Annotated in this window: 25 protein-coding genes and 2 pseudogenes; 17 read left to right on the top strand and 10 right to left on the bottom strand. The window is 63.9% G+C overall.

Annotated features, from left to right (window positions below; translation table 11 throughout):
- The first annotated feature begins 49 nt into the window (after nucleotides 1-49).
- Genes GC148_RS15855 through GC148_RS15835 form a run of 5 tightly spaced genes read left to right on the top strand, consistent with a single transcriptional unit; the run spans nucleotide 50 to nucleotide 4,233 of the window.
- Entirely contained in the window at nucleotides 50-1,282 is a 1,233-nt protein-coding gene (locus tag GC148_RS15855) for a divergent polysaccharide deacetylase family protein (protein WP_291072325.1), read from the top strand.
- Nucleotides 1,279-1,794, top strand: a complete 516-nt coding sequence (locus GC148_RS15850) for an RNA pyrophosphohydrolase (protein WP_291072322.1) — start codon at nucleotides 1,279-1,281, stop codon at nucleotides 1,792-1,794. Before GC148_RS15855 ends, GC148_RS15850 begins: the two co-directional genes overlap by 4 nt.
- Nucleotides 1,795-1,820: 26 nt before the next feature.
- Nucleotides 1,821-2,579, top strand: a complete 759-nt coding sequence (locus GC148_RS15845) for an alpha/beta hydrolase (RefSeq protein WP_291072321.1) — start codon at nucleotides 1,821-1,823, stop codon at nucleotides 2,577-2,579.
- Entirely contained in the window at nucleotides 2,576-3,505 is a 930-nt protein-coding gene (locus GC148_RS15840; RefSeq protein ID WP_291072320.1) for an aminotransferase class IV, read from the top strand. The genes GC148_RS15845 and GC148_RS15840 overlap by 4 nt, the downstream gene beginning before the upstream one ends.
- Complete coding sequence (locus GC148_RS15835) at nucleotides 3,502-4,233, top strand: HAD family hydrolase (protein ID WP_291072319.1); 732 nt, start codon at nucleotides 3,502-3,504, stop codon at nucleotides 4,231-4,233. Before GC148_RS15840 ends, GC148_RS15835 begins: the two co-directional genes overlap by 4 nt.
- Before the next feature lie 10 nt (nucleotides 4,234-4,243).
- Here the strand turns inward: GC148_RS15835 and GC148_RS15830 are convergent, their stop codons facing one another.
- Nucleotides 4,244-4,564, bottom strand: a complete 321-nt coding sequence (locus GC148_RS15830) for a hypothetical protein (RefSeq protein WP_291072318.1) — start codon at nucleotides 4,562-4,564, stop codon at nucleotides 4,244-4,246.
- Nucleotides 4,565-4,717: 153 nt separating this feature from the next.
- A complete protein-coding gene (gene folE, locus GC148_RS15825; RefSeq protein WP_366064092.1) occupies nucleotides 4,718-5,338 on the bottom strand; it encodes a GTP cyclohydrolase I FolE in 621 nt (206 codons plus the stop codon).
- 342 nt (nucleotides 5,339-5,680) lie between these two features.
- On the opposite strand from folE, the gene cysS reads away from it, so the two are divergent.
- From cysS to GC148_RS15785, 8 genes are all read left to right on the top strand, one after another.
- Nucleotides 5,681-7,066 (top strand): cysteine--tRNA ligase, encoded by a 1,386-nt coding sequence (gene cysS / locus GC148_RS15820; RefSeq protein WP_291072314.1) that lies wholly within the window; start codon nucleotides 5,681-5,683, stop codon nucleotides 7,064-7,066.
- Nucleotides 7,051-7,620, top strand: coding sequence for a phosphoglycerate mutase family protein (locus tag GC148_RS15815; protein ID WP_291072312.1), 570 nt, complete (start codon nucleotides 7,051-7,053; stop codon nucleotides 7,618-7,620). The genes cysS and GC148_RS15815 overlap by 16 nt, the downstream gene beginning before the upstream one ends.
- Nucleotides 7,617-8,237, top strand: a complete 621-nt coding sequence (locus tag GC148_RS15810) for an exopolysaccharide biosynthesis protein (RefSeq protein WP_291072310.1) — start codon at nucleotides 7,617-7,619, stop codon at nucleotides 8,235-8,237. The genes GC148_RS15815 and GC148_RS15810 overlap by 4 nt, the downstream gene beginning before the upstream one ends.
- A gap of 49 nt (nucleotides 8,238-8,286) precedes the next feature.
- Nucleotides 8,287-8,730, top strand: coding sequence for an iron-sulfur cluster assembly scaffold protein (locus GC148_RS15805; protein WP_291072308.1), 444 nt, complete (start codon nucleotides 8,287-8,289; stop codon nucleotides 8,728-8,730).
- 1 nt (nucleotide 8,731) lies between these two features.
- Nucleotides 8,732-9,052 carry a membrane protein insertion efficiency factor YidD gene (yidD, locus tag GC148_RS15800; RefSeq protein ID WP_291072306.1) on the top strand — a complete coding sequence of 107 codons (321 nt, stop codon included), beginning with the start codon at nucleotides 8,732-8,734 and terminating at the stop codon, nucleotides 9,050-9,052.
- Between the two features lie 258 nt (nucleotides 9,053-9,310).
- Nucleotides 9,311-11,254: a threonine--tRNA ligase gene (gene thrS, locus GC148_RS15795; protein ID WP_291072303.1), complete on the top strand. Its 1,944-nt coding sequence runs from the start codon at nucleotides 9,311-9,313 to the stop codon at nucleotides 11,252-11,254.
- 34 nt (nucleotides 11,255-11,288) lie between these two features.
- Complete coding sequence (locus GC148_RS15790; RefSeq protein WP_291072301.1) at nucleotides 11,289-12,530, top strand: O-antigen ligase family protein; 1,242 nt, start codon at nucleotides 11,289-11,291, stop codon at nucleotides 12,528-12,530.
- Nucleotides 12,527-13,327 carry a glycosyltransferase family 2 protein gene (locus GC148_RS15785; RefSeq protein ID WP_291072299.1) on the top strand — a complete coding sequence of 267 codons (801 nt, stop codon included), beginning with the start codon at nucleotides 12,527-12,529 and terminating at the stop codon, nucleotides 13,325-13,327. Before GC148_RS15790 ends, GC148_RS15785 begins: the two co-directional genes overlap by 4 nt.
- Before the next feature lie 38 nt (nucleotides 13,328-13,365).
- On the opposite strand, the gene creD is transcribed toward GC148_RS15785, so the two are convergent.
- Nucleotides 13,366-14,784, bottom strand: a complete 1,419-nt coding sequence (gene creD / locus GC148_RS15780; RefSeq protein ID WP_291072298.1) for a cell envelope integrity protein CreD — start codon at nucleotides 14,782-14,784, stop codon at nucleotides 13,366-13,368.
- A 177-nt stretch (nucleotides 14,785-14,961) separates the two neighbouring features.
- Nucleotides 14,962-15,180, bottom strand: a complete 219-nt coding sequence (rpmE, locus tag GC148_RS15775; RefSeq protein WP_291072296.1) for a 50S ribosomal protein L31 — start codon at nucleotides 15,178-15,180, stop codon at nucleotides 14,962-14,964.
- 175 nt (nucleotides 15,181-15,355) lie between these two features.
- Between rpmE and GC148_RS15770 the strand changes: the two genes are divergently transcribed.
- Nucleotides 15,356-17,188, top strand: a complete 1,833-nt coding sequence (locus GC148_RS15770; RefSeq protein WP_291072294.1) for an ABC transporter transmembrane domain-containing protein — start codon at nucleotides 15,356-15,358, stop codon at nucleotides 17,186-17,188.
- Nucleotides 17,189-17,191: 3 nt separating this feature from the next.
- Here the strand turns inward: GC148_RS15770 and GC148_RS15765 are convergent, their stop codons facing one another.
- From GC148_RS15765 to GC148_RS15755, 3 genes are all read right to left on the bottom strand, one after another.
- Nucleotides 17,192-17,353, bottom strand: coding sequence for a hypothetical protein (locus GC148_RS15765; RefSeq protein ID WP_291072292.1), 162 nt, complete (start codon nucleotides 17,351-17,353; stop codon nucleotides 17,192-17,194).
- A gap of 73 nt (nucleotides 17,354-17,426) precedes the next feature.
- Complete coding sequence (locus GC148_RS15760) at nucleotides 17,427-18,923, bottom strand: NAD(P)/FAD-dependent oxidoreductase (RefSeq protein ID WP_291072290.1); 1,497 nt, start codon at nucleotides 18,921-18,923, stop codon at nucleotides 17,427-17,429.
- Nucleotides 18,924-18,989: 66 nt separating this feature from the next.
- Nucleotides 18,990-19,811, bottom strand: a complete 822-nt coding sequence (locus GC148_RS15755; protein WP_291072288.1) for an inositol monophosphatase family protein — start codon at nucleotides 19,809-19,811, stop codon at nucleotides 18,990-18,992.
- A gap of 169 nt (nucleotides 19,812-19,980) precedes the next feature.
- Between GC148_RS15755 and GC148_RS15750 the strand changes: the two genes are divergently transcribed.
- Nucleotides 19,981-20,274 (top strand): DUF4282 domain-containing protein, encoded by a 294-nt coding sequence (locus tag GC148_RS15750; RefSeq protein ID WP_291072286.1) that lies wholly within the window; start codon nucleotides 19,981-19,983, stop codon nucleotides 20,272-20,274.
- Here GC148_RS15750 and thiE read toward each other — a convergent pair.
- The gene (gene thiE, locus GC148_RS15745) at nucleotides 20,271-20,942 is read right to left on the bottom strand and encodes a thiamine phosphate synthase (protein WP_291072284.1); all 672 of its coding nucleotides are present in this window, start codon (nucleotides 20,940-20,942) and stop codon (nucleotides 20,271-20,273) included. The genes GC148_RS15750 and thiE overlap by 4 nt on opposite strands.
- Nucleotides 20,943-21,048: 106 nt before the next feature.
- On the opposite strand from thiE, the gene GC148_RS15740 reads away from it, so the two are divergent.
- Nucleotides 21,049-21,312 carry a DUF2798 domain-containing protein gene (locus GC148_RS15740; RefSeq protein ID WP_291072283.1) on the top strand — a complete coding sequence of 88 codons (264 nt, stop codon included), beginning with the start codon at nucleotides 21,049-21,051 and terminating at the stop codon, nucleotides 21,310-21,312.
- On the opposite strand, the gene GC148_RS15735 is transcribed toward GC148_RS15740, so the two are convergent.
- Nucleotides 21,296-21,529, bottom strand: a complete 234-nt coding sequence (locus tag GC148_RS15735) for a DUF1272 domain-containing protein (RefSeq protein ID WP_366064090.1) — start codon at nucleotides 21,527-21,529, stop codon at nucleotides 21,296-21,298. The two genes, GC148_RS15740 and GC148_RS15735, sit on opposite strands and share 17 nt — an antisense overlap.
- Before the next feature lie 159 nt (nucleotides 21,530-21,688).
- Here GC148_RS15735 and GC148_RS15730 point away from each other — a divergent pair.
- Nucleotides 21,689-21,982: pseudogene (locus tag GC148_RS15730) on the top strand (toll/interleukin-1 receptor domain-containing protein); the annotation flags it as partial.
- Between the two features lie 206 nt (nucleotides 21,983-22,188).
- Here GC148_RS15730 and GC148_RS15725 read toward each other — a convergent pair.
- Nucleotides 22,189-22,313, bottom strand: a pseudogene (locus tag GC148_RS15725) (IS110 family transposase); the annotation flags it as partial.

The raw sequence follows: 22,313 nt of genomic DNA, 5'->3' as shown, positions 1-22,313 counted from the left end.
GCGCGAGTCCGAGCCGTCTCCTTTCCGCACGGGAGTTGTCCACGCTGGCATGAGCCTGGCCGTTTTTGGCGGTCTGGCGGCATCGCTTGGCCTGGGTATCCAGGTCACCGCCGATCCCGGCGCCGCCAGCCCGAGCCAGACAATTGCCCTGTTCGATTCAATTGATTCGCCTGGCGCCGAGCCGGTGCGTGTGGCCCATACGCGCGACCCCGAAGACATGTCGCGCGGCGAGATTCTTGCCGATCTGGAGCCGGCCGAGGACAACAGCCTCGAGCTGGCTTTGGCACAGCTGGAAAGCGACGCCGTGCGCGTCGGGATCACCGGCGGCCAGGGCGGTCCGGCGATCAGCAATACTGATACGATCCGCATCAATGGCCGCGTTGTGCGGGCAGGGGAGTCGCTGAGCCAGGTGCGCAGCGTGCCCCAGACCGGTGCAGACTCAGGCGTTACCACGCTGCGCCTCGCTTCGGCGACCCCGGTGGCCGATGCCCCGGCCAAGGCGAAGAGCAAAGCACCGGCCGACATCTACGCCCGCAAGTTCTCCAATCCGGAAGGCCGCCCGATGGTGGGCCTCGTGATCGGCGGGCTGGGCATCAGCGCGACCCAGACGCAGATCGCCATCGACGACCTGCCGGCTGAAGTGACCTTGTCCTTCGCGCTGGATTCCAAACGGCTCGACTACTGGATCAAGACTGCCCGCGCCGATGGCCATGAGGTGCTGATCGAAGTGCCGATGGAGGCCTATGATTATGGCCGCGCCAAGATGCATCCCGATACGTTGCTGGCCGGCGCTGACGCCAAGACGAACCTTGCCCGGCTGGACGCCATCCTGTCGCGTGCCTCGGGCTATTTCGGCGTTGTGAACTATCAGGGCGCCAAGTTCGCCTCAGACAAGTCGGCAGCCGGCCCGATCATCGAACGGCTGAGCGCCAAGGGGCTCGCCTTCATCGACGATGGCAGCTTCGAGCGCTCCACGCTGCCCGTCCTCGCCCGGTCGAACGGCCTGCGCTATGCGCGTGCCATGGGCCCGATCGACAGCCGGCAAACGCCGGACGAGATCAACGCCGAGTTGCAGGAGCTGGAAGCGCTGGCGCTGGAAAACGGCGCGGCGTTCGGGTCCGGCTATGCCTTCCCGGTGACTGTGGAAGCGGCCAAGAACTGGATCTCGCAGCTTGATGACAAGGGCCTGATCCTCTCGCCGGTCTCCGCGATCACCAACCGGCAGTCGCCGGAGCTGCGCACTGGAAGCCTCGATATGTCTGGGCTAAATACTGGCGGGTGACCCAACCCAAGTTTGATTCAAGCCTGTATCGTCCGAATGTCGGCCTCGCCCTGTTTTCCAAGGCGGGACACGTGTTCGTTGGACGCCGGATCAACGGGCGCGGACCGTTCCAGTGGCAGATGCCGCAGGGCGGGATCGATGACGGCGAGTCTGCCGCCGACAGTGCGCTGCGCGAGCTCGAGGAAGAGATCGGTGTGCCGGCCAAGCTTGTCGATGTGCTGGAAGAGACCCCGGACTGGCTGCATTACGAATTTCCGCCCGACCTGAAAAAGCGCCTGCCTGGCCCGTATCATGGCCAGCGCCAGAAATGGTTCGCGCTGCGGTTCAAGGGATCGGACAGCGATGTGCGGCTGGACCGGCACACGCCTGAGTTCGACGCCTGGCGCTGGGCGAAACTGGAAGAGACGCCGGACCTGATCGTGCCTTTCAAGCGGCCGGTTTACCTCGAGGTCGCCCAGCGGTTCCAGCGCTGGACGGAGCCCGTGCTGCCGGGCAGGGTGCCGCAGGGCTGACAATTCCGAAAAAAGGGGCGCTGCGCATGCCGACATTGCTGATGATCCATGGGATAGGCTGCGATGGCAGCGCCTGGGATGTAATGAAGCCGGGCTTTGAAGCCGCCGGCTGGACCTGCGAGGCGATCACCTTGTTTCCGGACCGTCGCGTGCGCGAGAACCCGCCCGCCAGCCTGCCGGAACTCGGCTTTGCGGACTTTGTCGAAGCTGCCGCCGCCGAGGCGCGGCGCCTGACGGCGCGTGACGGGGCGAAGCCGGCGGTGATCGGTCATTCGATGGGCGGGCTGATTGCGCAGGTTCTGGCCGAGCGGGGCGAGGTGTCGAAGGCTGTGTTCCTGACGCCGGCCCAGCCGAAGGGCTGCGCCGCGATTGGCCTGCCGGTGGCCTGGACTTTCCTCAACATCATCCTGCGGCAGGACCGCAAGCGGTCCTACAAGGTGTGGAAGACCGGGTTCAGCTGGGGCGTCCTGAACCTCGTGCCAAAGGAACGCCACGACGCGATCTATGCCACGGCGTTGTACGATTCCGGCAAGGTCTATGGGGACATGACCGATGGGATCGAGGTGGACGAGCGCAAGGTGACGATCCCGACACTGACGATTGCAGGCAGCCAGGACCGGGCGACGCTGCCCAAAGGCGTGCGCAAGGTCGCGGCGAAATACGCAGCCAGCCCGGTCAAGGGCGAGTTCATCGAATACCCGAACCATGCGCACTGGATTGTCGATGAACCGGGTACGGACAAGGTCGTGGCCGATATCGCCGGCTGGCTCGGGCTGGCGGCATGACCGAAGAGGAAGTCCACGGCGTTCATGACTATGTCGCCGATCTCCGAAATGCGGATGTGCTGATCTCGGTCAATGGCGCGCTGAAGCGGCGCGAAGAAGCCGTCGTCTCGGTATTTGATTCCGGCTACCTGCTCGGCGACGGCGTGTGGGAAGGGCTGCGCGTGATGGATGGCGGCGTGGCCTTCTGGCCCGAGCACCTGAAGCGGCTCTATGCGGGCGCCAAGACAATCGACATGGACATCGGCCTGACGCGCGATGAAATGACCGCGCGCCTGATGGACTGTCTCAAGGCCAATGGCATGCGCGACGGCGTGCATATCCGCCTGATGGTGACGCGCGGCATCAAGAAGACGCCGTATCAGGGGCCGCGCTTCACCATCGGCAAGGCAACGGTGGTCATCATTCCCGAATACAAGACACCCGTGCCGGAGGTGCTGGCGCGCGGGGTCAGTCTGTTCACGGTGCACGTGCGCCGGACAGGGCCGGCGGAGCAGGACCAGAAACTGAACTCGCATTCCAAGCTCAACTGTATCATGGCCTGTATCCAGGCCGACAAGGCAGGCGCCGACGAGGCCCTGATGCTCGACCCGGCGGGGTTCGTGGCAACGTGCAACTCGACCCATTTCTTCATCGTGCGCGATGGGGAAGTGTGGACCTCGCCGCCGGAATACTGCCTCGGCGGTATCACGCGCGGCAACATCCTGCGGGTGTGCCGTGAGGCGGGCATTCCGGCCGTGGAGAAGCGTTTCTCGCTGTTTGATGTCTATTCTGCCGATGAAGCCTTCATCACCGGCACGTTTGCGGGCGTGACGCCCGTGCGCGAAGTGGACGGCCGCGTGATCGACCATCTCGACGGGCCGGTTTCGCAGCGTATCCGCGGCCTTTACAAGGCGCTGCAGGCGAAAAGCCTGACGCCGATCAAATGAGCGCGCCTTTGCGGATTGCGATGTGGTCCGGGCCGCGCAACCTGTCGACCACGATGATGCGCAGTTTTGGCGCGCGGCCCGATACGGCCGTCATGGATGAGCCGTTTTATGCAGCCTATCTGAAGATCACCGGTCTCAACCATCCGATGACGGACGAGATCCTGCGTGTGCATGAGGCCGATCCGGTGAAGGTGGGCGTGCAGCTCACCGGGCCGGTGCCAGGCGGCAAGCCGGTTTTCTACCAGAAACACATGGTGCACCATATGGTGCCGGAAATCCCGATGGATTGGGCGCGCGGGATCGAGCGGCATGTGCTGCTGGTGCGCCATCCGGCGCGGGTGATCGCGTCCTATGCTGTGAAGATGGAAACCTTATCGCTCGAAGCCATTGGCGTGCCGCAAAGCGCGGCCTTGCATGATTGGCTCACGGACCAACTCGGCGCGCCGCCGCCGGTGGTCGATGCCGACCGGATCCTGGCCGATCCCGAGGGCGTGCTGACGCGCCTGTGCGAGGCGATCGGGCTCGCGTTCGATCCGGCGATGCTGAGCTGGCCTTCTGGTCCGCGTGCGGAGGATGGGGCCTGGGCGCCGCACTGGTATGATGCGTTGTGGAAGTCGACCGGTTTTGGCGCCGCGCCCGGCGCGCTGCCGGTCCATTCCGGCGAGGCTGCCGCAATCGAAAAGGAGGCGCTCGCGGTGTACGAGCGCCTCCTCCAATTCCACGTCTAGGAAACTGGGCTTATTCGGCCTTCGCCGTGATTGTGGCGGTACCCGAGGAGCCCTGCGACGTCGTGTAGGCCGTCACGTGGCCGACATCCGAGCCCCAGGTGTCGAACGTCGCGCAATTGTCGGCGCCGTTGACCGTGGAGCAGATCGTCTTGGCGGCTTCGTCCATCGTGTAGGCGACCGCTTCGCCGCCATTGAAGGAGACAGTCATGTCGTCGCTGAACACAGCCACGATCGGGTCGCCTTCGGCCGGCGCAAATTCAACCGTGGTCGTCGCGGCGAAAGCCGGCAGGGCGGCGAAGGCGAGGGCGGCAAGAACGAGGGTTTTCTTCATGGTGTTTCATCTCCGGGGGGCAGTGTGAGGATTATGGTTAACTCTACGCCGGAGGATTGATAACGGCCCCGCCGCGGCGCGCAACTGCGGCCGGCAGAAAAAAGCCCCTCACGCTGTGCATGAGGGGCGTGTCTTGAAGCTTCGTCTGGCCGGTCAGCCTTGCTGTTCGCTCATCCGCAGGAAGCGGTTTCGCAGGTCTGCGTCCGATTTGAAGACGCCGGTGAATTGCGTGGTCACGGTGGTGACATGGCGGTGGTGCACGCCGCGGGTGGACATGCACTGATGCTCGGCTTCGATCAGGACCGCTGTGCCCATCGGGGCAAGACTTTCGGTGATGGCGTCGCAGATCTGCGCTGTCATCGTTTCCTGAGTCTGCAGGCGCTTTGCGAAGATTTCGACGACGCGGGCCAGTTTCGAGATCCCGACCACCGCGCTCGACGGCTTGTAGGCGACAAACGCCTTGCCGATGAATGGCGCCATATGGTGCTCACAATGGCTTTCGACTTCAATATTGCGCAGGACAACGATGTCGTCATAGCCCTGTACATCCTCGAAGGTGCGGCTCAGATACTTCACCGGATCCTCGGTGTAGCCTTCGAACCACTCCTTGTAGGCGTTGACCACGCGTTTCGGCGTGTCGATCAGGCCTTCGCGTTTCGGATCGTCGCCAGCCCATGCGATGAGCGTGCGGACGGCTTCTTCAGCCTGTTCCTGCGTCGGACGGATCACGGAATCCGCACGGATGATGTCAGTCTTGGGAGTGACGGCGTCCATAGCCATTGGTTTTAGTCCTTCACTGAGGGACGGGGGTCGAGCCGGGGCATCTCTGCACGGACTTAACGCCCGCCCGGAGTTGATACCCTCAGGGCGATGCCACAACACATAGGACTGCACATCGTCCGTTTCCAGCGGTTTCTACGCTCTCCGTCGCGTCATGGATCGGCGGATTATTGGCTTTCGCTGCGTAAGGTGCTATCGCAGCCGCCATGTCGATGATCGCCACTAACGCTTCGGGCTGCTGCCCCTGTTGCTGCTGACACCGCAACGGGCCATAGGGCTGGCCGGATCAGATGCCCTGCCGACGTATTCACGACATTACCGCCTCGAAGAGATCAGATGACCCTCAAGCTTTATGACACCATGACGCGCGAAAAGCGCGGATTCCAGCCGCAGGACACGGGCCGGATAACGATCTATGTGTGCGGTCCCACGGTCTACAATTACGCCCATATCGGGAATGCGCGCCCACCGATCGCGTTTGACGTGCTGCGCCGCCTGCTCATGGCCACCTATGGCGAGGGCTCGGTGGTCTATGCGCGCAACATCACCGATATCGAAGACAAGATCATCAAGGCGGCCCTGGAAAGCGGCCAGCCGATTGCCACGATCACAAAAAAGTATGCAGACATCTACAATTCCGACATGCTGGCCCTGAATGTCCTGCCACCCAGTGTCGAGCCCTGGGCAACCGGCCATGTGGCCGAGATGATCGAGATCATCGGGAAACTGGTGCGCAAGGACTATGCCTATGTCGGCAAGGAGGGCGTCTGGTTCTCGGTGAGCCAGATGTCAGACTATGGCAAACTGTCCGGCCGCAAGACCGAAGACAACGAGGCGGGTGCGCGGGTCGATGTCGATCCCGACAAGCGGAATCCGGCCGACTTTGCGCTCTGGAAATTCGCCAAGCCGGGCGAGCCCGAAGACGCCATATGGGACTCGCCCTGGGGCAGGGGAAGGCCGGGCTGGCATATCGAATGCTCGGCCATGGCCGCCAAGCATCTCGGCAAGACGATCGACATCCATGGCGGCGGTGTGGACCTGCAGTTCCCGCACCATGAAAACGAGATCGCCCAGTCGGAATGCGCGCACGGCCAGGTCATGGCGCGCTACTGGTTGCACAATGGCTTCCTCGACATGGGCGGGGAGAAGATGTCGAAGTCGCTCGGCAATGTCGTGCTCGTGCGCGACCTGCTGAAGCAGTGGCCTGGCGAGGTCATCCGCTTTGCCATGCTCAGCGGGCATTACCGCGCGCCGCTGGACTGGACGCCGGAGTTGTTGCAGCAGGCGAAGACCACGCTGGACCGGATCTATGGCGCGCTGCGCCGGGTCTGGGCGGCAGAGGGCGGCAAGGCAACCTATCGCGGTGTGCGCGAGGCGCTGGAAGACGATCTCAATACGCCTGAAGCCCTGGCGGCGATGTCTGCGATTGCGTCGGCAGCCAATACGGCGGCAGACCAGAACGATGCCGAGATGATGGCTGCCACGCGGGCAGACCTGCTGGCGGCCGGCAAGATGCTCGGCCTGCTGACGAAAACGCCCAAAGAATGGGAACAGGGCGGCGATGCCGACGAGACCGCGCGCATCGATGCGCTGGTGGCGGCCCGTGTCGCCGCGCGTGCGGCCAGGGACTGGGCCGAGGCGGACCGTATCCGCAAGGCGCTGGCCGAAGAAGGCGTCGAAATCATGGACGGTGCAGGAGGCAGCACATGGCGGCGGGTCTGATCCGGAGACGTTTCCTCGGCCTGCTGGCGGCCGGGCTGTTGGCCGCGTGTGCCGCGACCCCTGCACCTGCGCCCGTGCTGGAGCCGAACCCGGACGCTGTGTCCCGCCTGTTTCTGGTTCGCCACGGCGAAAAGGAAGCCGGCACCGACCCGGCCCTCAGCGCGGCGGGCGTGACCCGGGCCGCAACGCTGGCTGCGCTCTTGCAGGATGAAGGCGTGACCGAAGTCTGGTCAACCCAGACACGCCGGACCGAGCAGACTGCCGCGCCGACAGCCGCCGAATTCGGACTGCCGATCCAGATCTATGACGCGTCGACCCTGCCGGCCTTTGCCAGCTGGCTGCTGGACACGCCCGGCGTGAAGCTGGTGGTGGGTCATTCGAACACGACCGACGCGCTGGCCGCGCTGCTGGGCGCCGATCCCGGCCCGGAGATCGTGGAGGCCACCGAATTCGACCGGCTCTATGTCATTGACATTGATGCCAGCCGTGTCGTCCGATCACGGATCGTGCGCTACGGCACGCCGTCTGTTTCTTCCGCAGGGGGCGCCGAATGAACCGCGAAGGCACGAAAGTGCCGGTCACCAACCTGAGGACGCTGCTGCGGTCTCTGGTGCTGAACACCGAAGGTGAAACCGTCACCGTGCGGGAGTTGCTGGCAGCCGTCGGCCGGCGAGCCTACGGGCCTGTTCTGCTGCTGCTGGGCTTCATTGCGGTCAGCCCGCTGACGATCATTCCTGGCGCCAACTGGTTCGTTGCGTCTGTTACACTGATCTTTGCCTTGCAGATCGTGGTGGGACGGCGCACGCCCTGGCTGCCGAAAGACGCACTGGACTTCAGTTTCAAGCGCAGCCTGCTGGTGCAGGGGGCAGGCGCCGGCGAAAAGTATGCGCACATGATCGATACGCTCGTGAAGCCGCGACTGATCTTCCTGACCGAGTCGCCCTTCGTCCAGATTGTAGCCCTGATCTGCGTTGCTGCGGCGCTGATCACCTATCCTTTGGGTCTCGTGCCGTTCGGGCCGGTGTTGCCGGGCCTCACTGTGCTCCTCTTCGGTCTTGGCCTGACGGCCCGCGACGGCGGCGTGGTGCTGCTGGCGGCCCTGACGTTCTCCGGCGCGGTGTTTATCGTGGTCCGGGCCCTGCCGAAGCTGATGCAGCTCTGGCCGTTCTGAGCGCCGGCGCCTCTTGCCCGTCCGCGACCGCCGGGCCATCTAGGCGGACATGAGCGAACTCTATCACAACCGCATCCTCGAGCTGGCCGGCGGCATTCCGCATGTCGGGCGCCTGGCGGACGCAGAAGGCTCGGTGCTCAAAGTCTCGCGCGTTTGCGGGTCGACCGTGAATGTCGACCTCCGGCTCGATGAGGCGGGCGAAAGGGTGGTGGCGATTGCCGTTGACCCGAAGGCCTGCGCGCTGGGGCAAGCGGCGACGTCGGTCCTGGCCGAACAGGCCGTGGGCGCAACGGTTGCCGAGATTGTCGCGGCCCGCGACGCGCTGCGGGCGATGCTGAAGGAGGGCGGTCCGCCGCCGGAAGGCCGGTTCTGGGAACTGCGCCATCTTGAGCCCGTTGCCGACTACCCGCCGCGCCACGCGTCCACCCTGCTGGCCTTCGAAGCCGCCGTGGCGGCGATCGAGGAAGCACTCGCCGCCCGGGCGGCGGCCTGACATGGGTCTGCGCCGGCGTACCGCTTACGTGCTGCTCGCCATCTACAAGCATGGGCCAAGCCAGCTGTTCCAGCTGGCAGGCGCGCGGTGCCAGCACACACCGAGCTGCAGTGAATACGGCGCCGAATGCGTTGCGCGTCATGGCTGGTGGCCCGGTGGCTGGATGGCGCTGGCCCGGTTCATCCGGTGCCGGCCGGGGGGTAGCCATGGGTATGATCCGGCGCCCGAAACCCGGCCAGATGTTCCGTTCTGGCAGCCCTGGCGCTACGGCGACTGGACATCGGGCCCGCGGGGTCTGGTTGAATCGCCGCCCGAGGCGTGACATATGGGCGCCATGAACGCAGGCTTCTTCCTCACCGGACTGACCGCGCGAACTCGCCAGGGTGCATGAAGCGCCCTCGGCCCGCACGTTCGTGCGCGCCCGTTCATGCACCCGGAAAATTCCAGAATCGTCCCGGCACAGCCCTGAAAACAGGGTGGGAATCCCGGTAAACCCGCGTTAAGCGTGGCCGCGCCAGATGCCTTTGCCGGATCACCTGAATTCTGCCGCGCGTGCGGCCAGTCAAAGAAACGAAGACCCATGATCAACGTCACGCTGCCCGATGGCTCCAAGCGAGAATATGCCGACGGGGCCTCCCCCTTCGATGTCGCCGAGAGCATCTCCAAATCTCTCGCCAAGAAAGCCGTTGCCGCCCGTGTGGACGGTGAATTGCGCGACCTCAAACGCCCGCTCGAGGGCGATGCCCGGGTCGAGATCGTTACGGACAAGGATCCGGACGCGCTCGAACTCATCCGTCATGATGCCGCCCACGTCCTCGCGCAGGCCGTTCAAGCCCTCTTTCCAGACACGCAGGTCACGATCGGGCCCGTGATCGAGGACGGCTTCTATTACGACTTTGCGCGGAAGGAGCCGTTCTCGACGGACGACTTCGAGAAGATCGAAGCCAAGATGCGCGAGATCGTCGATGCGGACTTCCCGATCATTCGCGAAGTCTGGGAAAAGGACGCAGCCATAGCTGAGTTCAAGAAAATGGGCGAAGACTACAAGGCCCAGATCATCGACGACATCATCCCGCCCGGCGAAGCGATCACGCTGTATCGCCAGGGCGACTGGGTCGACCTGTGCCGCGGACCGCACCTGCCCTCCACGGGCAAGCTGCCGAAAGCGTTCAAGCTGATGAAGCTGGCTGGTGCCTATTGGCGCGGCGACAGCAACAACGAGATGCTGCAACGGGTCTACGGCACGGCCTGGGCCAATGAGAAGGACCTGAAGGACCACCTCCACCGTCTGGAAGAGGCCGAGAAACGCGACCACCGCAAGCTCGGACGCCAGATGGATCTCTTCCACATGCAGGAAGAAGGCAAGGGCATGGTGTTCTGGCACGAGAAGGGCCTGACGCTGTGGCGGGTCATCGAGGCCTATGTCCGCCGCCGCCTCGAAGCGACCGGTTATGTCGAAGTGCGCACGCCGCAGGTTCTCGACCGCACGTTCTGGGAAAAGTCCGGCCACTGGGACAAGTACCGGGAGAACATGTTCATTGCCGAAACGGCGGAGGACGAAGTCCTTTCGCTGAAGCCGATGAACTGCCCGGGACATGTGCAGATCTTCAAGTTCGGCCAGAAAAGCTACCGCGACCTGCCTCTGCGCATGGCCGAGTTCGGCGCTTGCCACCGCTACGAGCCGTCCGGCGCTCTGCATGGTCTGATGCGCGTGCGCGCCTTCACGCAGGACGATGCCCACATCTTCTGCCGCGAAGACCAGATCGAGGAAGAGACGGCCGCGTTCATCAAGCTCGCCTCGTCGATCCATGAGGATTTTGGGCTGGAACGCGATCACATCTCGCTGGGCACGCGCCCGGCGCAGCGCGCGGGCACGGAAGAATTCTGGGACAAGGCTGAAGCGCAGATGCTGAACGCGGCCCGGGCCGCAGGCGTCGAGCCGGTCGTCGCCGAAGGGGACGGCGCCTTCTATGCGCCGAAGCTCGACTTCCAACTGAAGGATGCCATCGGCCGCTCGTGGACGTGTGGCACGATCCAGCTCGACTATGTCCTGCCCGAACGTCTCGGCGCCGAATATGTCGGCGAGGATGGCCAGAAGCACCGCCCCGTGATGCTTCACCGCGCGATTCTCGGTTCGCTCGAACGCTTCATCGGCGTGCTGATCGAGAACTATGCCGGGGCCTTCCCGATGTGGCTCTCGCCCGTCCAGGTCGTCGTGGCGGCGATCACGGATGCGGCCGGCGACTATGCCGAAGAAGCCGCCGCCGAGCTGCGCAAGGCCGGGCTGCGGGTCGAGGTCGATACGCGCAACGAGACGATCAATTACAAGGTCCGCGAGCATTCGCTGCAGAAGGTCCCTGTGATTGCCGTTGTCGGCGCCCGCGAGGCGGAGGGCCGCATGCTGGCGCTGCGCCGGCTCGGCTCGAACGGTCAGGAAATCGTGTCGCTGGCCGATGCGGTCAAAAACCTCGGACACGAGGCGCTTCCGCCGGATCTGAAGCGCGCCGCTGATACGCAGCGGTGACAAGGCGCTCGGGCGGCGACTAGAGTACGCCCTGATGTCCTTCGGGCCGATTCTCGCTGCTGCCTTTGTGCTTTGGCCCGTCATGGCGGTGCTGGGCGGGCAGGGCTTTGCGCCCTTGCTGGGTGTCACCGGATTGGCCGCGCTGGCCGTGGCCCGTCCGCGTATGCCGCCCGCGCCCTTCGCGTTGATCGGTTTCGGCTTCATCGCCTGGGCCACGATAAGCGAAGCTTGGGCGCCGGGGCACCGTCCGATCATTTCAGGCAGCTTTCTGGACGGTGACTTTGCTGTCGGTGCGCGCAGCGTGTCGGCCATTCTCCTGGCGCTCACCGGGGCTCTGGCAATCGGTGCAGCGCTGCGTGCGCGGCCCGCACCCCGGGCGTCCGGCGTGATCGCCGGTGCGCTGGGTCTTCACGGTTTCTTCGTCATCTCGACGATCTTCCTGTCGGGCTGGGTACTTTCGTTTGTTTACGGGGATGATGCCAGCCGCCTGAACGAAGGCGTGCAGAATCTCGGGCGCAGCGCCAATGCGCTGGCGTTGGGTTTGCCACTCCTCCTGCCGATGCTTGCGCTGAGGATGAGGCCCGCTGGCCCCGTGCTGGCCGTGCTGCTGGCCGGTGGCGCGGCTGCGGCGTTTGTCCTCTTCGGATACGATTCCGCGTTGGTCGCCTTGGTCGGAATGGGGATCGCGATCGGATTGGTGGCGCTGCTGCCACGCATCGGCTTTCGCTGGCTGTTTGGCGGACTGGCGGGCTACATCGCGGCCGCGCCCGTCCTGTTTGCTGTGTTGATCCGCGCGCTCGATCCCGTCGCGCAGCATCTACCGGACTCCTTCCGCTCGAGGCTCTGGTCCTGGGAAACGGTGATCGGGCGGATGTCGGACGCGCCGTTCATCGGCCATGGCCTGAATGCGGCCCGCACCTGGCGGGAGACGTATTCAAGCCGTCCCGACTGGCTCGCCCAGTTGCCGGATTTCTGGAAGGATTATCCCATCGTTCCCGGGCATCCGCACAACATGGCGCTGCAGATCTGGGCCGAAACGGGAATGGTCGGCGCGGTGCTGGCAGCGCTCTGCCTGGTGGGACTCGCTTTCCACTTGCCGCGTCCAAACGAACTGCGCCCTGAAATCCGCTTCGCCGTGGCGGGATTGGCCGGGGCGGCAGCAAGCGTCTTCAGTTTTGCCTACAGTTTCTGGAACGAAGGCTTCTGGGCGGCGCTGGCGCTAGCGGCGGCGGCCCTCGTTCTGTGGAACCGGACCCTGCAGGAGGAAGCTGAATGACCGCGCACGTTACGGCGCTTGTGGTCAGCTACCATACCGGGCCGCGTCTGGTGGAATGCCTGTATGCACTGAAGGGCGATCCTGATGTTTCGGCGATCGTGATCGCGGACAATGGCAATCCTCCGGGTACGGAGGCCTGGCTCGACGCGTTCGTGGCCTCGACGCCCCGGGCGCAGCTGATACGGCTCGCAAATCCCGGCTTCGGGGCAGGAGTGAACGCGGCGGCGCGGTACGCTCAAGAAGGATACCTTCTGGTGATCAATCCGGACTGTGTGGTCCGCCGCGGCAGCCTGCGCCCGATGGCCGAGGCGCTGACCGGCGCGCCCGCCCCTGCGATTGCCGGCGGAAAAATCTTCGACATCAAGGGCCGGGAAGAGCGCGGAGCGCGCCGCGAGACTTTGACCCTGATGCGCGCTCTGGGGCTTTCCCGCTGGACGCTCGACCAGGAGCCGCAGCCCGCGGCACCGATCGCTGTCGGCGCCGTCTCGGGCGCATTCTTCCTGATACGGAAGACCGACTTCGACCAGCTGGGCGGGTTCGACGAGCACTATTTCATGCATTTCGAAGATGTGGACATCTGCCGCCGGGCGCTGGAGGCAGGCGGCTCGGTGATCTATGTGCCCGGCGCCGGGGCGCTGCACTACGGGTCCACGTCCGATGTGCCGTCTGCCTTCGTCAAAGCGCACAAGGCCCAAAGCCTGTCGCGCTATCTCCGTAAATTCGCGCGCAGTCCGGTCGAGCGGTTCCTCGTGGAGCTGGCAGCGCCCTTCATCGGACTCGCGATGCGTCTTCATTGACGAACGGCGCCCCGGCCGGTGACCGGGGCGCTTTCGGGTCAGGGCTGCGCAGGCCGTTCACGGGTTCCGTACCAATCGATGTTCCGGGTCACATACATGGTGAGGCCGATGGCGGTGAAGCTCGCCAATGCGCCGGCGATCAGGGCAAATCCTTCCGCCCGCATGAGGCTGAACAGCAGGACGTAGATGCCGGAGAGGATGATCAGGGCCTTCAGGCCATAGCGCGCCGACCGGAAGACGCTCATGGCATAGGCGGATGTGAGCAGCACGGTCAGGGTCGCCGCAATGGCGAAGGCCGGGTCAAAGCCAAGGCGCTCCGCGAAAGCGAGCAGAAGGAGATAGAATACCGCCTGCGCAAGGCCCACCAGGATGTACTGTGCTGGATGCGCCCGGGCGCCGCTCATCACCTCCAGCAGGAAATAGGCGAGGAAGACGAGACCGACGAACATCGCGCAATACTTCAATGCCCGTTCGACGCTCTGGTAGGGGTTCGCTTCGCGCATGAAACGGACCGCCATTTCGCGTTGGCCGGCCGAAGTGACCTCGCCCAGATCGAGATCGGCGCTCGCCCCGGCAATGCCGCGCGCAAGATAGGCCACACGCCAATCCGCTTCGAACCCCGCATCCGACTGACCGGATGTATGCGAGGTCGGCATCACGCCGCCGGTGAAGCTCGGATCGGGCCAATTGCTGGTCAGGTGCACGCGCGTGTCCTTTGCGAACGGTCCGATGGCAAGGCGTTCGGCGCCGCTCAGCCGCAGCCGGGCCTTGACGAGGATGTCCTTGTCGGCGGTCTCGAGACCCTCGATCTTCGCGCCCGCCAGCGCCACAGAGGCGCGGGGCGCGATGGCGAATGCTCCGGGTTCGGAGCGGTTTGCATCGACCGGCTCCATGGACAGGTTGCGGTCGTTGACCGTCACATCGACCGCATCCCGGATGCCGCGTGTGTCGCTCACGCCCGTGTACAGGCGTGCCTCATGCCAGAGCGGTGTCGCATCGCGCGGGATTGCGCTGCGCAATGCGTCCGGACTGAAGCGCGCAGTGAAGGCGACATCCGCCTCGAACACCGGCACGACATACAAGCCCCGCCGGCGCTCTTCGACTTTGACGGCAGCATCTGCCCCTCCGTCCTCGGCATAGGCGACCGCGATGCCGTAGGTCTTCAGGGCCGGGCGCTGTGGGTTTGGCGCGCGCTCGAACGGCACGGCCAGAACCGGGCCGAGCAGCGCCTGCGCGCCGCCGACGCCTTGAGAAACGGCGGCGGCCGCCTCGATCTGGCCGGTCGTGCGTTCGTGCACGATGCCGTAAATGAAGAGGGCGGGGATCGCCATCAGCAAGGCGAGAGCGCAGACGAGGATGAGTTTCAGACCGGCCGAGCGCTGGGGCAGAAAACCGGAAAGCTCAGGCAACGATCGGCCGGCGCCGGAGACCGGCGGGGGCAGGGGAGATTGTGACATGGATCAGGTTCCGTGACGTTGAAGGATCGAGCTTCAGCGTGTGTCCGGAGACCGGGACATGGCAGAGGCGATGCCGTGTCGGCTTTGCGGGCAATCTTGAATTCTTCGGGGCGCAAAGAAAAACCCCGGCCGTCTGGCCGGGGCATTCCTTACGCAACACATCGTGGGCGCAGGCGCTTACACGAAGCCTTTGAACTTGTCCTTGAAGCGCGAGACGCGGCCGCCGCGGTCAAGCGACTTGCCTTCGCCGCCGGTCCAAGCCGGGTGCACTTTCGGGTCGATATCCAGCACAAGGCGTTCGCCTTCTTTGCCGTAGGTCGACCTCGTCTGGTATTCCGTACCGTCTGTCATCACGACCGTGATGAAGTGGTAATCGGGGTGACCCTCTTTTTTCATGGCCTGGGCCTCTTTCTCAAGTCTTGTAACAATCCCGGTTGGCGCCCGGGGTGCGCTGGCATGTCTCAGCCTGAAATCGAAGAGGGCCGTATAAGTGAAAGCCTCCGGTGCCGCAAGAGGCGCCTTCAGGGATTCAGCGGCTGATCCGCGGCCCATTTGGGAGTAAAGCAGCCGGATGGCCAATTCGGGCGCGCAAATCACGGATGATCGCCGGACGACCCTGCCCGACGGTGGCGAGGCGATCAACCGCCCCAAAGGGCGAAGTCTGCGTCCCCTGGCGCTGCTTTGGCCCTATGTGCGCCGCCATTGGGTGACCGTGGCGGTGGCCCTGGTCTTCCTCGTGCTGGCCTCGGCGGTCAGCCTGGCAATCCCGATGCTGCTGGGTCAGGCCGCCGATGCCGGTCGCCATGCCGGCGACAATCCGGCGGCCCTGCTGAGCCTGATCGATAAGGCGTTCCTGTGGGTTTTTGCTGCCGCCGTCGGGTCAGGGGTGCTCGGTGCCTTCCGGTTCTACTTCGTGTCCCGCTTTGGCGAACGGATCGCGGCCGACCTGCGCCGGGACCTCTATGCCCATCTCTTGCGGCTTTCGCCCGCCTATCACGCCAAGATGCGCTCGGGTGAGGCGGTCTCGCGCCTCACGGCGGATGTCACGCTGATCGAGACCTTCCTCGGCTCATCTGCGTCGCTCGCCACGCGGACCTTGATCACGACGCTCGGCGCGCTGACCCTGATGATCGCGGTGAACTGGAAGCTGGGGCTGACGCTCGTGGCCATGCTGCCGGTCGCCGTTCTTCCGGTGATGGGCATCGGGCGGGTCATCCGCAACATGTCGAATCGGGCGCAGTCGCGCCTGGCCGAGGCAGGTGCCGAAGCGGCCGAAGCCCTCGATGCGATCGAACTGGTCCAGGCCTATGGCAGGGAGACGCGCCAGTTGGCGACTTTCTCTGAGTCCATCGAAGCAACCTTTGCCGCCGCGATGCGCCGCACCGGCGCGCGCGCCTTGATGATCGTGCTGGTCTCGGTGCTGCTCTTTGGCGGGTTCACCGGTGTGCTCTGGCTGGGGGCGCGGTCCGTGGCCAGTGGCGAGATGAGCTTCGGAGATCTGGCAACCATGGTGATGTACGCTGCCTATGCCGGATCCGGTTTTGGCATGCTGGCGGAAGTCTATGGCGAAGTCATGCGCGCCGCCGGTGCCGCTGACCGCGCGGCTGAAGTGCTCCGGGAGACGCCGGAGATCGCCGCGCCGGCCAATTCCAAGCCGGTCAACATGGGCGGGAAGGGCGCGCTCGTCTTCGACAATGTGACCTTCCATTACGCCGACAGTGAAGCATCCGCGCTGAAGGATTTCACGCTCGACGTGAAGCCGGGTGAGTTCGTGGCGCTTGTCGGCCCGAGCGGCGCCGGCAAGACCACCGTGTTCCGCCTGGCCCTGCGCCTGTTCGATCCGCAAGCGGGGAGCATCCGGCTTGATGGGGTGGCCTCCACCGAAGCCGATCCGCGCGACTGGCGCCGCCGCTTTGCCTACGCGCCGCAGGAATCGGCGCTGTTCACCGGGACCGCTGCCGACAATATCCGCTTCGGGCGGGACGATGCGGACGACATCGTCCTCGCAGAGGCGGCTCGCATGGCGGAAGCGATGAATTTTCTCGACGAGAAGGATGGCCTCGCCACCCCGCTGGGTCAGAAGGGGCGCAGCCTGTCGGGCGGCCAGCGTCAGCGGATTGCGCTCGCCCGCGCGCTGGTGCGGGATGCGCCGGTCTTGCTGCTGGATGAGGCGACCTCGGCGCTCGATTCCGAAAGCGAGGCCGCGGTGCGCCGCGCCATCGAAAACGCGGCAGTCGGGCGCACGACGCTGGTGATTGCGCACCGCCTGTCGACCGTGCGGCGCGCTGACCGGATCCTCGTGATGGAGAATGGCCGCATCGTGGAAGAAGGCACGCACGACACGCTCGTTGCCAAAGGTGGGTTGTATGCGCGCCTCGCGGAACTTCAGTTCACGGAACGCTAGGTTTCAGCCCTTCCGGCGGGCTCTGTCGATCGCGCCGTCTAGCGAGAACGAGAAGGCCAGCGACAGGATCAACGGCACCCAGATCGGCAGGCTGCCCACGCCCGGCGCACCGACGGCTTTCGCGATATGGTCGTCAACGCACCACCAGAGAAGCCATAACCACATGATTGCCTCCATCCTGCGCCGGCATTGGGCCGTGCAGGACAGAGATAAGCGCCCGTGGAGCCGTCACAAGACGTTATTCGGCAGCCTGCAAGGCCGGCTTCTTAGCTTCGGCCGATGCCGGTACGTGGAATTGCATCACGCCGTCCTCGATCGGCAGCTCGCGCAGGTTCTTCCGGTCGGTGAAATAGTTCTGGTTCAGCTTCCACGGGGCCTCGGTATGCTGGCGGGGGAATTGGTCCATCACACGCTGGAAATAGCCGGACGAAAAGTCCACGAACGGTTCGGTCTCGTTCGGCAAGGCGGCGAGATAGGGCATTGCCGATGTCGCGCCCTTTTCGTCCATGAGGTTGAACAGGCGGCAGACATACTCACTTGTCAGGTCCGCCTTGAGGGTCCACGACGCGTTAGTATATCCGAACGTCACCGCAAGGTTCGGCATGTTCGACAGCATCACGCCCTTGTAGTTCAGCAATTTGCCGGGATCGATTTTCGCGCCGTCTAGCGAGACCTGAACACCATTCATGAAAATGAGGTTCAGCCCCGTTGCGGTAACGATGATGTCGGCGTCCAGCGACTTTCCGGATTTGAGAACGATACCGGTGTCGGTGAAGCGCTCGATATGATCGGTCTCGACGCTGGCCTTGCCGGACTTCAGCGCCTTGAACAGATCCGAGTCCGGAACAAGGCAAAGGCGCTGTTCCCATGGATTGTAGGCCGGGTTGAAGTGCTTATCGACGTCATAGTCCGGACCCAGCTCTTCGCGAACCATGCCGATCAGGCGCTCGCGCGCCTTTTGCGGATTGTTGCGCGTTTGGCGGAAGAAGAATTGCTGGAACAGCACATTGCGCCAGCGGATCAGCGTATAGGCCCATTTCTCCGGCATCACCTTGCGCAGGAAGTTGGCCGCTTTGTCGACCGCCGGGCGCGAGACGACGTAAGTGGGCGACCGCTGCAGCATGGTCACGTGCACGGCCTTCTCGGCCATCGCGGGCACGAGGGTCATGGCCGTAGCGCCGGAGCCGATCACGACGACACGTTTGCCGGTATAGTCGAGGTCTTCCGGCCAATGCTGCGGATGGACGATCCGGCCCTTGAAAGCCGCTTCGTTTGGAAATTCGGGGCGGTAGCCTTGATCGTAGCGGTAATAGCCGCCGCACATGAACAGGAAGCGGGCGACCGTTGTCTGGCGGGTACCGTCCTTGCCCTCGCTGACGACATGCCAGGCCTGGTCCTTGCTCGACCAGTCTGCGGCCACGATCTTCGTGTTGAAGGTAATGTGCTGGCGCACGCCGTATTCATCGGCAGTGTCATTCACATATTTGCGGATCGATGGGCCATCCGCAATCGCCTTGGCCTCAGTCCACGGTTTGAAGTCAAAACCCAGCGTATGCATATCGGAGTCTGATCTGATCCCTGGATACCTGAAAAGATCCCAGGTTCCCCCGATGGCATCGCGCGCCTCATAGATCCGGTAGGTTTTGCCGGGAGACAGCTTCTGGAGATGAACGGCAGCGCCAATTCCGGACAGGCCGGCACCGATGATGAGAATGTCTGTGTCGATTTTTGTCATTCAGGCAGTGTACGTGAGATTACCTAAAAGGAAATAGTTGACGCGTGCGTCATACTTGAGGGCGCGCTAGACGTTGGCTTGCCGTCCGAAGGCACCTGCAAGGCGCAATTGCTCCTGAACCAACGGTACGACCGCCTCGTTGCCGGCGACAATCGAGCCTGTGGTCATGACATTACCGCCGTCGATCTCGCCGATCTCGCCGCCCGCCTCGCGCACGAGCACGATGCCGGCGGCAATGTCCCAAGACTTGAGGCCGCGTTCCCAGAACCCGTCAAATCGGCCCGCTGCGACCCAGGCAAGGTCGAGCGCGGCCGAGCCGTAGCGGCGGATTCCGGCGCAGGCCGGGGTCATCGCCAGCATCTCGCGGGCGAAGGTGGTGTGGGCGTCCTCGGACTTGCCGTGCCAGGGTGTGCCGGTCGCGATCACGGAATCGGAAAGCCTCTTGCGGGTCGCCACGCGCAGTTTGCGCTGTTCCAGCCAGGCGCCGCGGCCCGTTTCCGCCCAGAAGATCTCGTTCTTGGCCACGTCGAACACGACCCCGGTCAGCAGCTGGCCGTCGCGCTCGAGCGCGATCGAGACCGAATAATGCGGCTGGCCGTGCAGGAAGTTCAGGGTGCCGTCGAGCGGATCGACAATGAACCGGTTTGACTTGTCGGTGCCTTCCACGATCCCGCGCTCTTCCATGACAAAGCCATATCCGGGCCGGGCCTTGGTCAGATGCGTGTAGATGATCTCTTCTGCACGGTGATCGGCGCTCGAAACGAAGTCTGCCGGTCCCTTCTTGGAGACCTGCAGGTTTTCGACTTCGCCAAAGTCACGCGCAAGGCTTCGCCCAGCGGCGAGTGCAGCGGCGATCATAACGGCGCCAACGGGGGAGGGTTTCGACATGAGAAATAGCTCTTGCGCGCTTTTGAGGCGGGAGCGCGGGCGTAGTGCCTTGTGCGCGCAGGGTCAAGGCACGGACAGTTAACGCCCGGCGCGTTTTTGACGACAAGGTTGCCCCGTGCGTCAAGTTGCTTCACCCTTGGGTCTCACCTGACGATGGAGGGGCACTGCCATGGTGAACCAATTTCTGACCTTCGATAAGCTGATCGGCTCCAAGCTGGTCACCATTCTCTACTATGTCGGCCTGATTGGCTTGGGGCTCGGCGTCATCGCCGGAATCTTCTCCGGTTTTGCCGGTATGGGTTACAGCTTCTTTGCCGGACTGGGCACCATCATCGCGGCCCTGATCGGCGGCGCGATCGGTCTCGTCTTCTGGCGGTTCATGTGTGAGCTGTACATGATCCTGTTCCGCATGGCCGATGATCTGCGCGACATCAAAAACGCAAAAGCCGGCGCGGCGTCCTAGGTTTCTTCCAGGTCGTCAAACACAGCGTTGAAGGCCCTGACCGCAGCAGCGGGGCCTTCGGCATGGTCCCACACCCCGGCTGAAACCGCGATGAAATCGGCCCCAGCGGTCACCAGCGGCGCGGCATTCTGAACCGTGATGCCGCCGATTGCGACGCACGGGATGAGCATCGCGGCCTGCCAGACCTGCAGCAGATCGAGCTCTGCCGGCACGGTCTCCCGCTTGGTGGCCGTGGGATAAAACGCGCCGAAGGCCACGTAGTCCGCCCCGTCTTCGCCCGCCTGCATGGCCTTGTGATAACTGTTCTTTGCGGTCGCGCCGATGATCGCATCGGGGCCGAGCAAGCCGCGGGCGGTCTTCACCGGCATGTCGGTCCAGCCGAGATGCACGCCGTCGGCGCCGAGTTCCTTCACCAGGTCCGGCGCATCATTGACCAGCACCGCCAAACCGGCCTCCTGCGCCAGGGCCGTGACTGCGCGGCCGACTTCCCGCGTCGCCTGCATATCTATCATGCCATCCGCGCCCTTGATGCGAAGCTGCAGCGAAGCTACATCCCCCGCGACCAACGCGGTCTCCAGCGTTTTCGCAAAGCCGGCCACGTCCGCAATCTGGGGCGGTGTGATCAGGTAGAGGCGGGTGCGCGGGCGGGGCGGAACGGCTGAACTCATGGACGCTGCCTGTGCGGTGCGGGCGGCGAGAAGTCAACGCCGCGCTCATCCGGACCTTTGCCACGCAGGGTCCAACCACGAAGACCCAATCCGACAGGACTTCCCTATGTCGAAAAAACTCCCTGTGCGTTTATTCCAGCCCCTGTTTGGTCTGTTCATGGCGTTCTTCATGAGCTTTCTGATGTCCGGCGCGATCACAGCGCTCAACATCGGCTTCCCGCCGGACTTTCTCGCGCGATGGATGCACTCCTGGGGCATGGCGTTTGTGCTCGCCTATCCGGCCATCCTGATTGTGGCGCCGGTCGCCCGCCGGCTTGCTTTGCGCTTCGCCGAGTCTCCGTTTGCCGCCGCCGTCAGCCGGCAGGCTTGAACGCGCGTTTCGTGCTGGCCGGATTGCGGGCAAGTGCCCCGCCGCGCCGCATCGGACGTGGTTCGAGATCGCCTTTGCAGTTCGGACAGACGCCATCGAGGAGACCGTCCGCGCAATCATCGCAGAAGGTACATTCGAAGGAGCAGATAAAGGCGCCGGGCTCGTCCGCGGGCAGGTCGCGGTCGCAGTGTTCGCAGTTGGGGCGCATTTCGAGCATGATCTGCCTCATCTTCGAGAGGCAATTACTAGGCGAGTCTGTCGGGACTGAACAGAGTGCCGGGCGACCCAGTAGTTCTCCGGACTCCTTTGCGGGAGCATAGGGACTATCCTGACCATCAGCTGCCGATGCGGAAACGTCTGAAGGGGGCAGCTGACCATGTCCGACATCTTCATATCTTACGCTCGCGAAGACCTACCCAAGGCACGCCTCCTTGCCGAAGCCATGATTGCCGACGGCTTGTCGGTCTGGTGGGATCACGACCTTCTGGGCGGAGACCAGTTTCGTGAAGAGATCAGTGAAACCATCGCGGCCGCCAAGATTGTTATTGTCATATGGTCGGAGAACTCAGTCCGCAGCCCATTTGTAAAAGACGAAGCGAGCCGGGCTAATGAACGTGGTGTGCTTCTGCCGGTCGCCATCGGCGACGTCGAGCCACCCGTCGGTTTCGGCGAACTTCAGACTATCCGCTTCAAACGCTGGGCGGAGACGACGGCGGAATGGGAAACCTTGGTTCGCACGGTCCAGGCCCGTCTCAGGGCTGCAGGCAGCGCGCCCGTGCCCGGTGCGCTTCATTCCTCAAGGCGTGAACTCTCCTTCATCAACCGGAACATCGACGTGTTCCTGCTGATAATGTTCGCGCAGAGTATCCGTCTTGATCAAGCCATCCTTGGTGACCATTCGCGATCGTCCCGGATTAGCGCGTTTGCGAGGATGACAAGCTTTCGCATGATGGCGGTGATGGCGACTTTGGGCGGTTTGCCGCGCGCGGTGAACTCTTTGT

Source organism: Hyphomonas sp. (assembly GCF_016125515.1).
Lineage (GTDB): Bacteria > Pseudomonadota > Alphaproteobacteria > Caulobacterales > Hyphomonadaceae > Hyphomonas.
The sequence above is the reverse complement of the archived record's forward strand: the minus strand, read 5'-3'. Positions and strand labels throughout refer to the sequence as shown.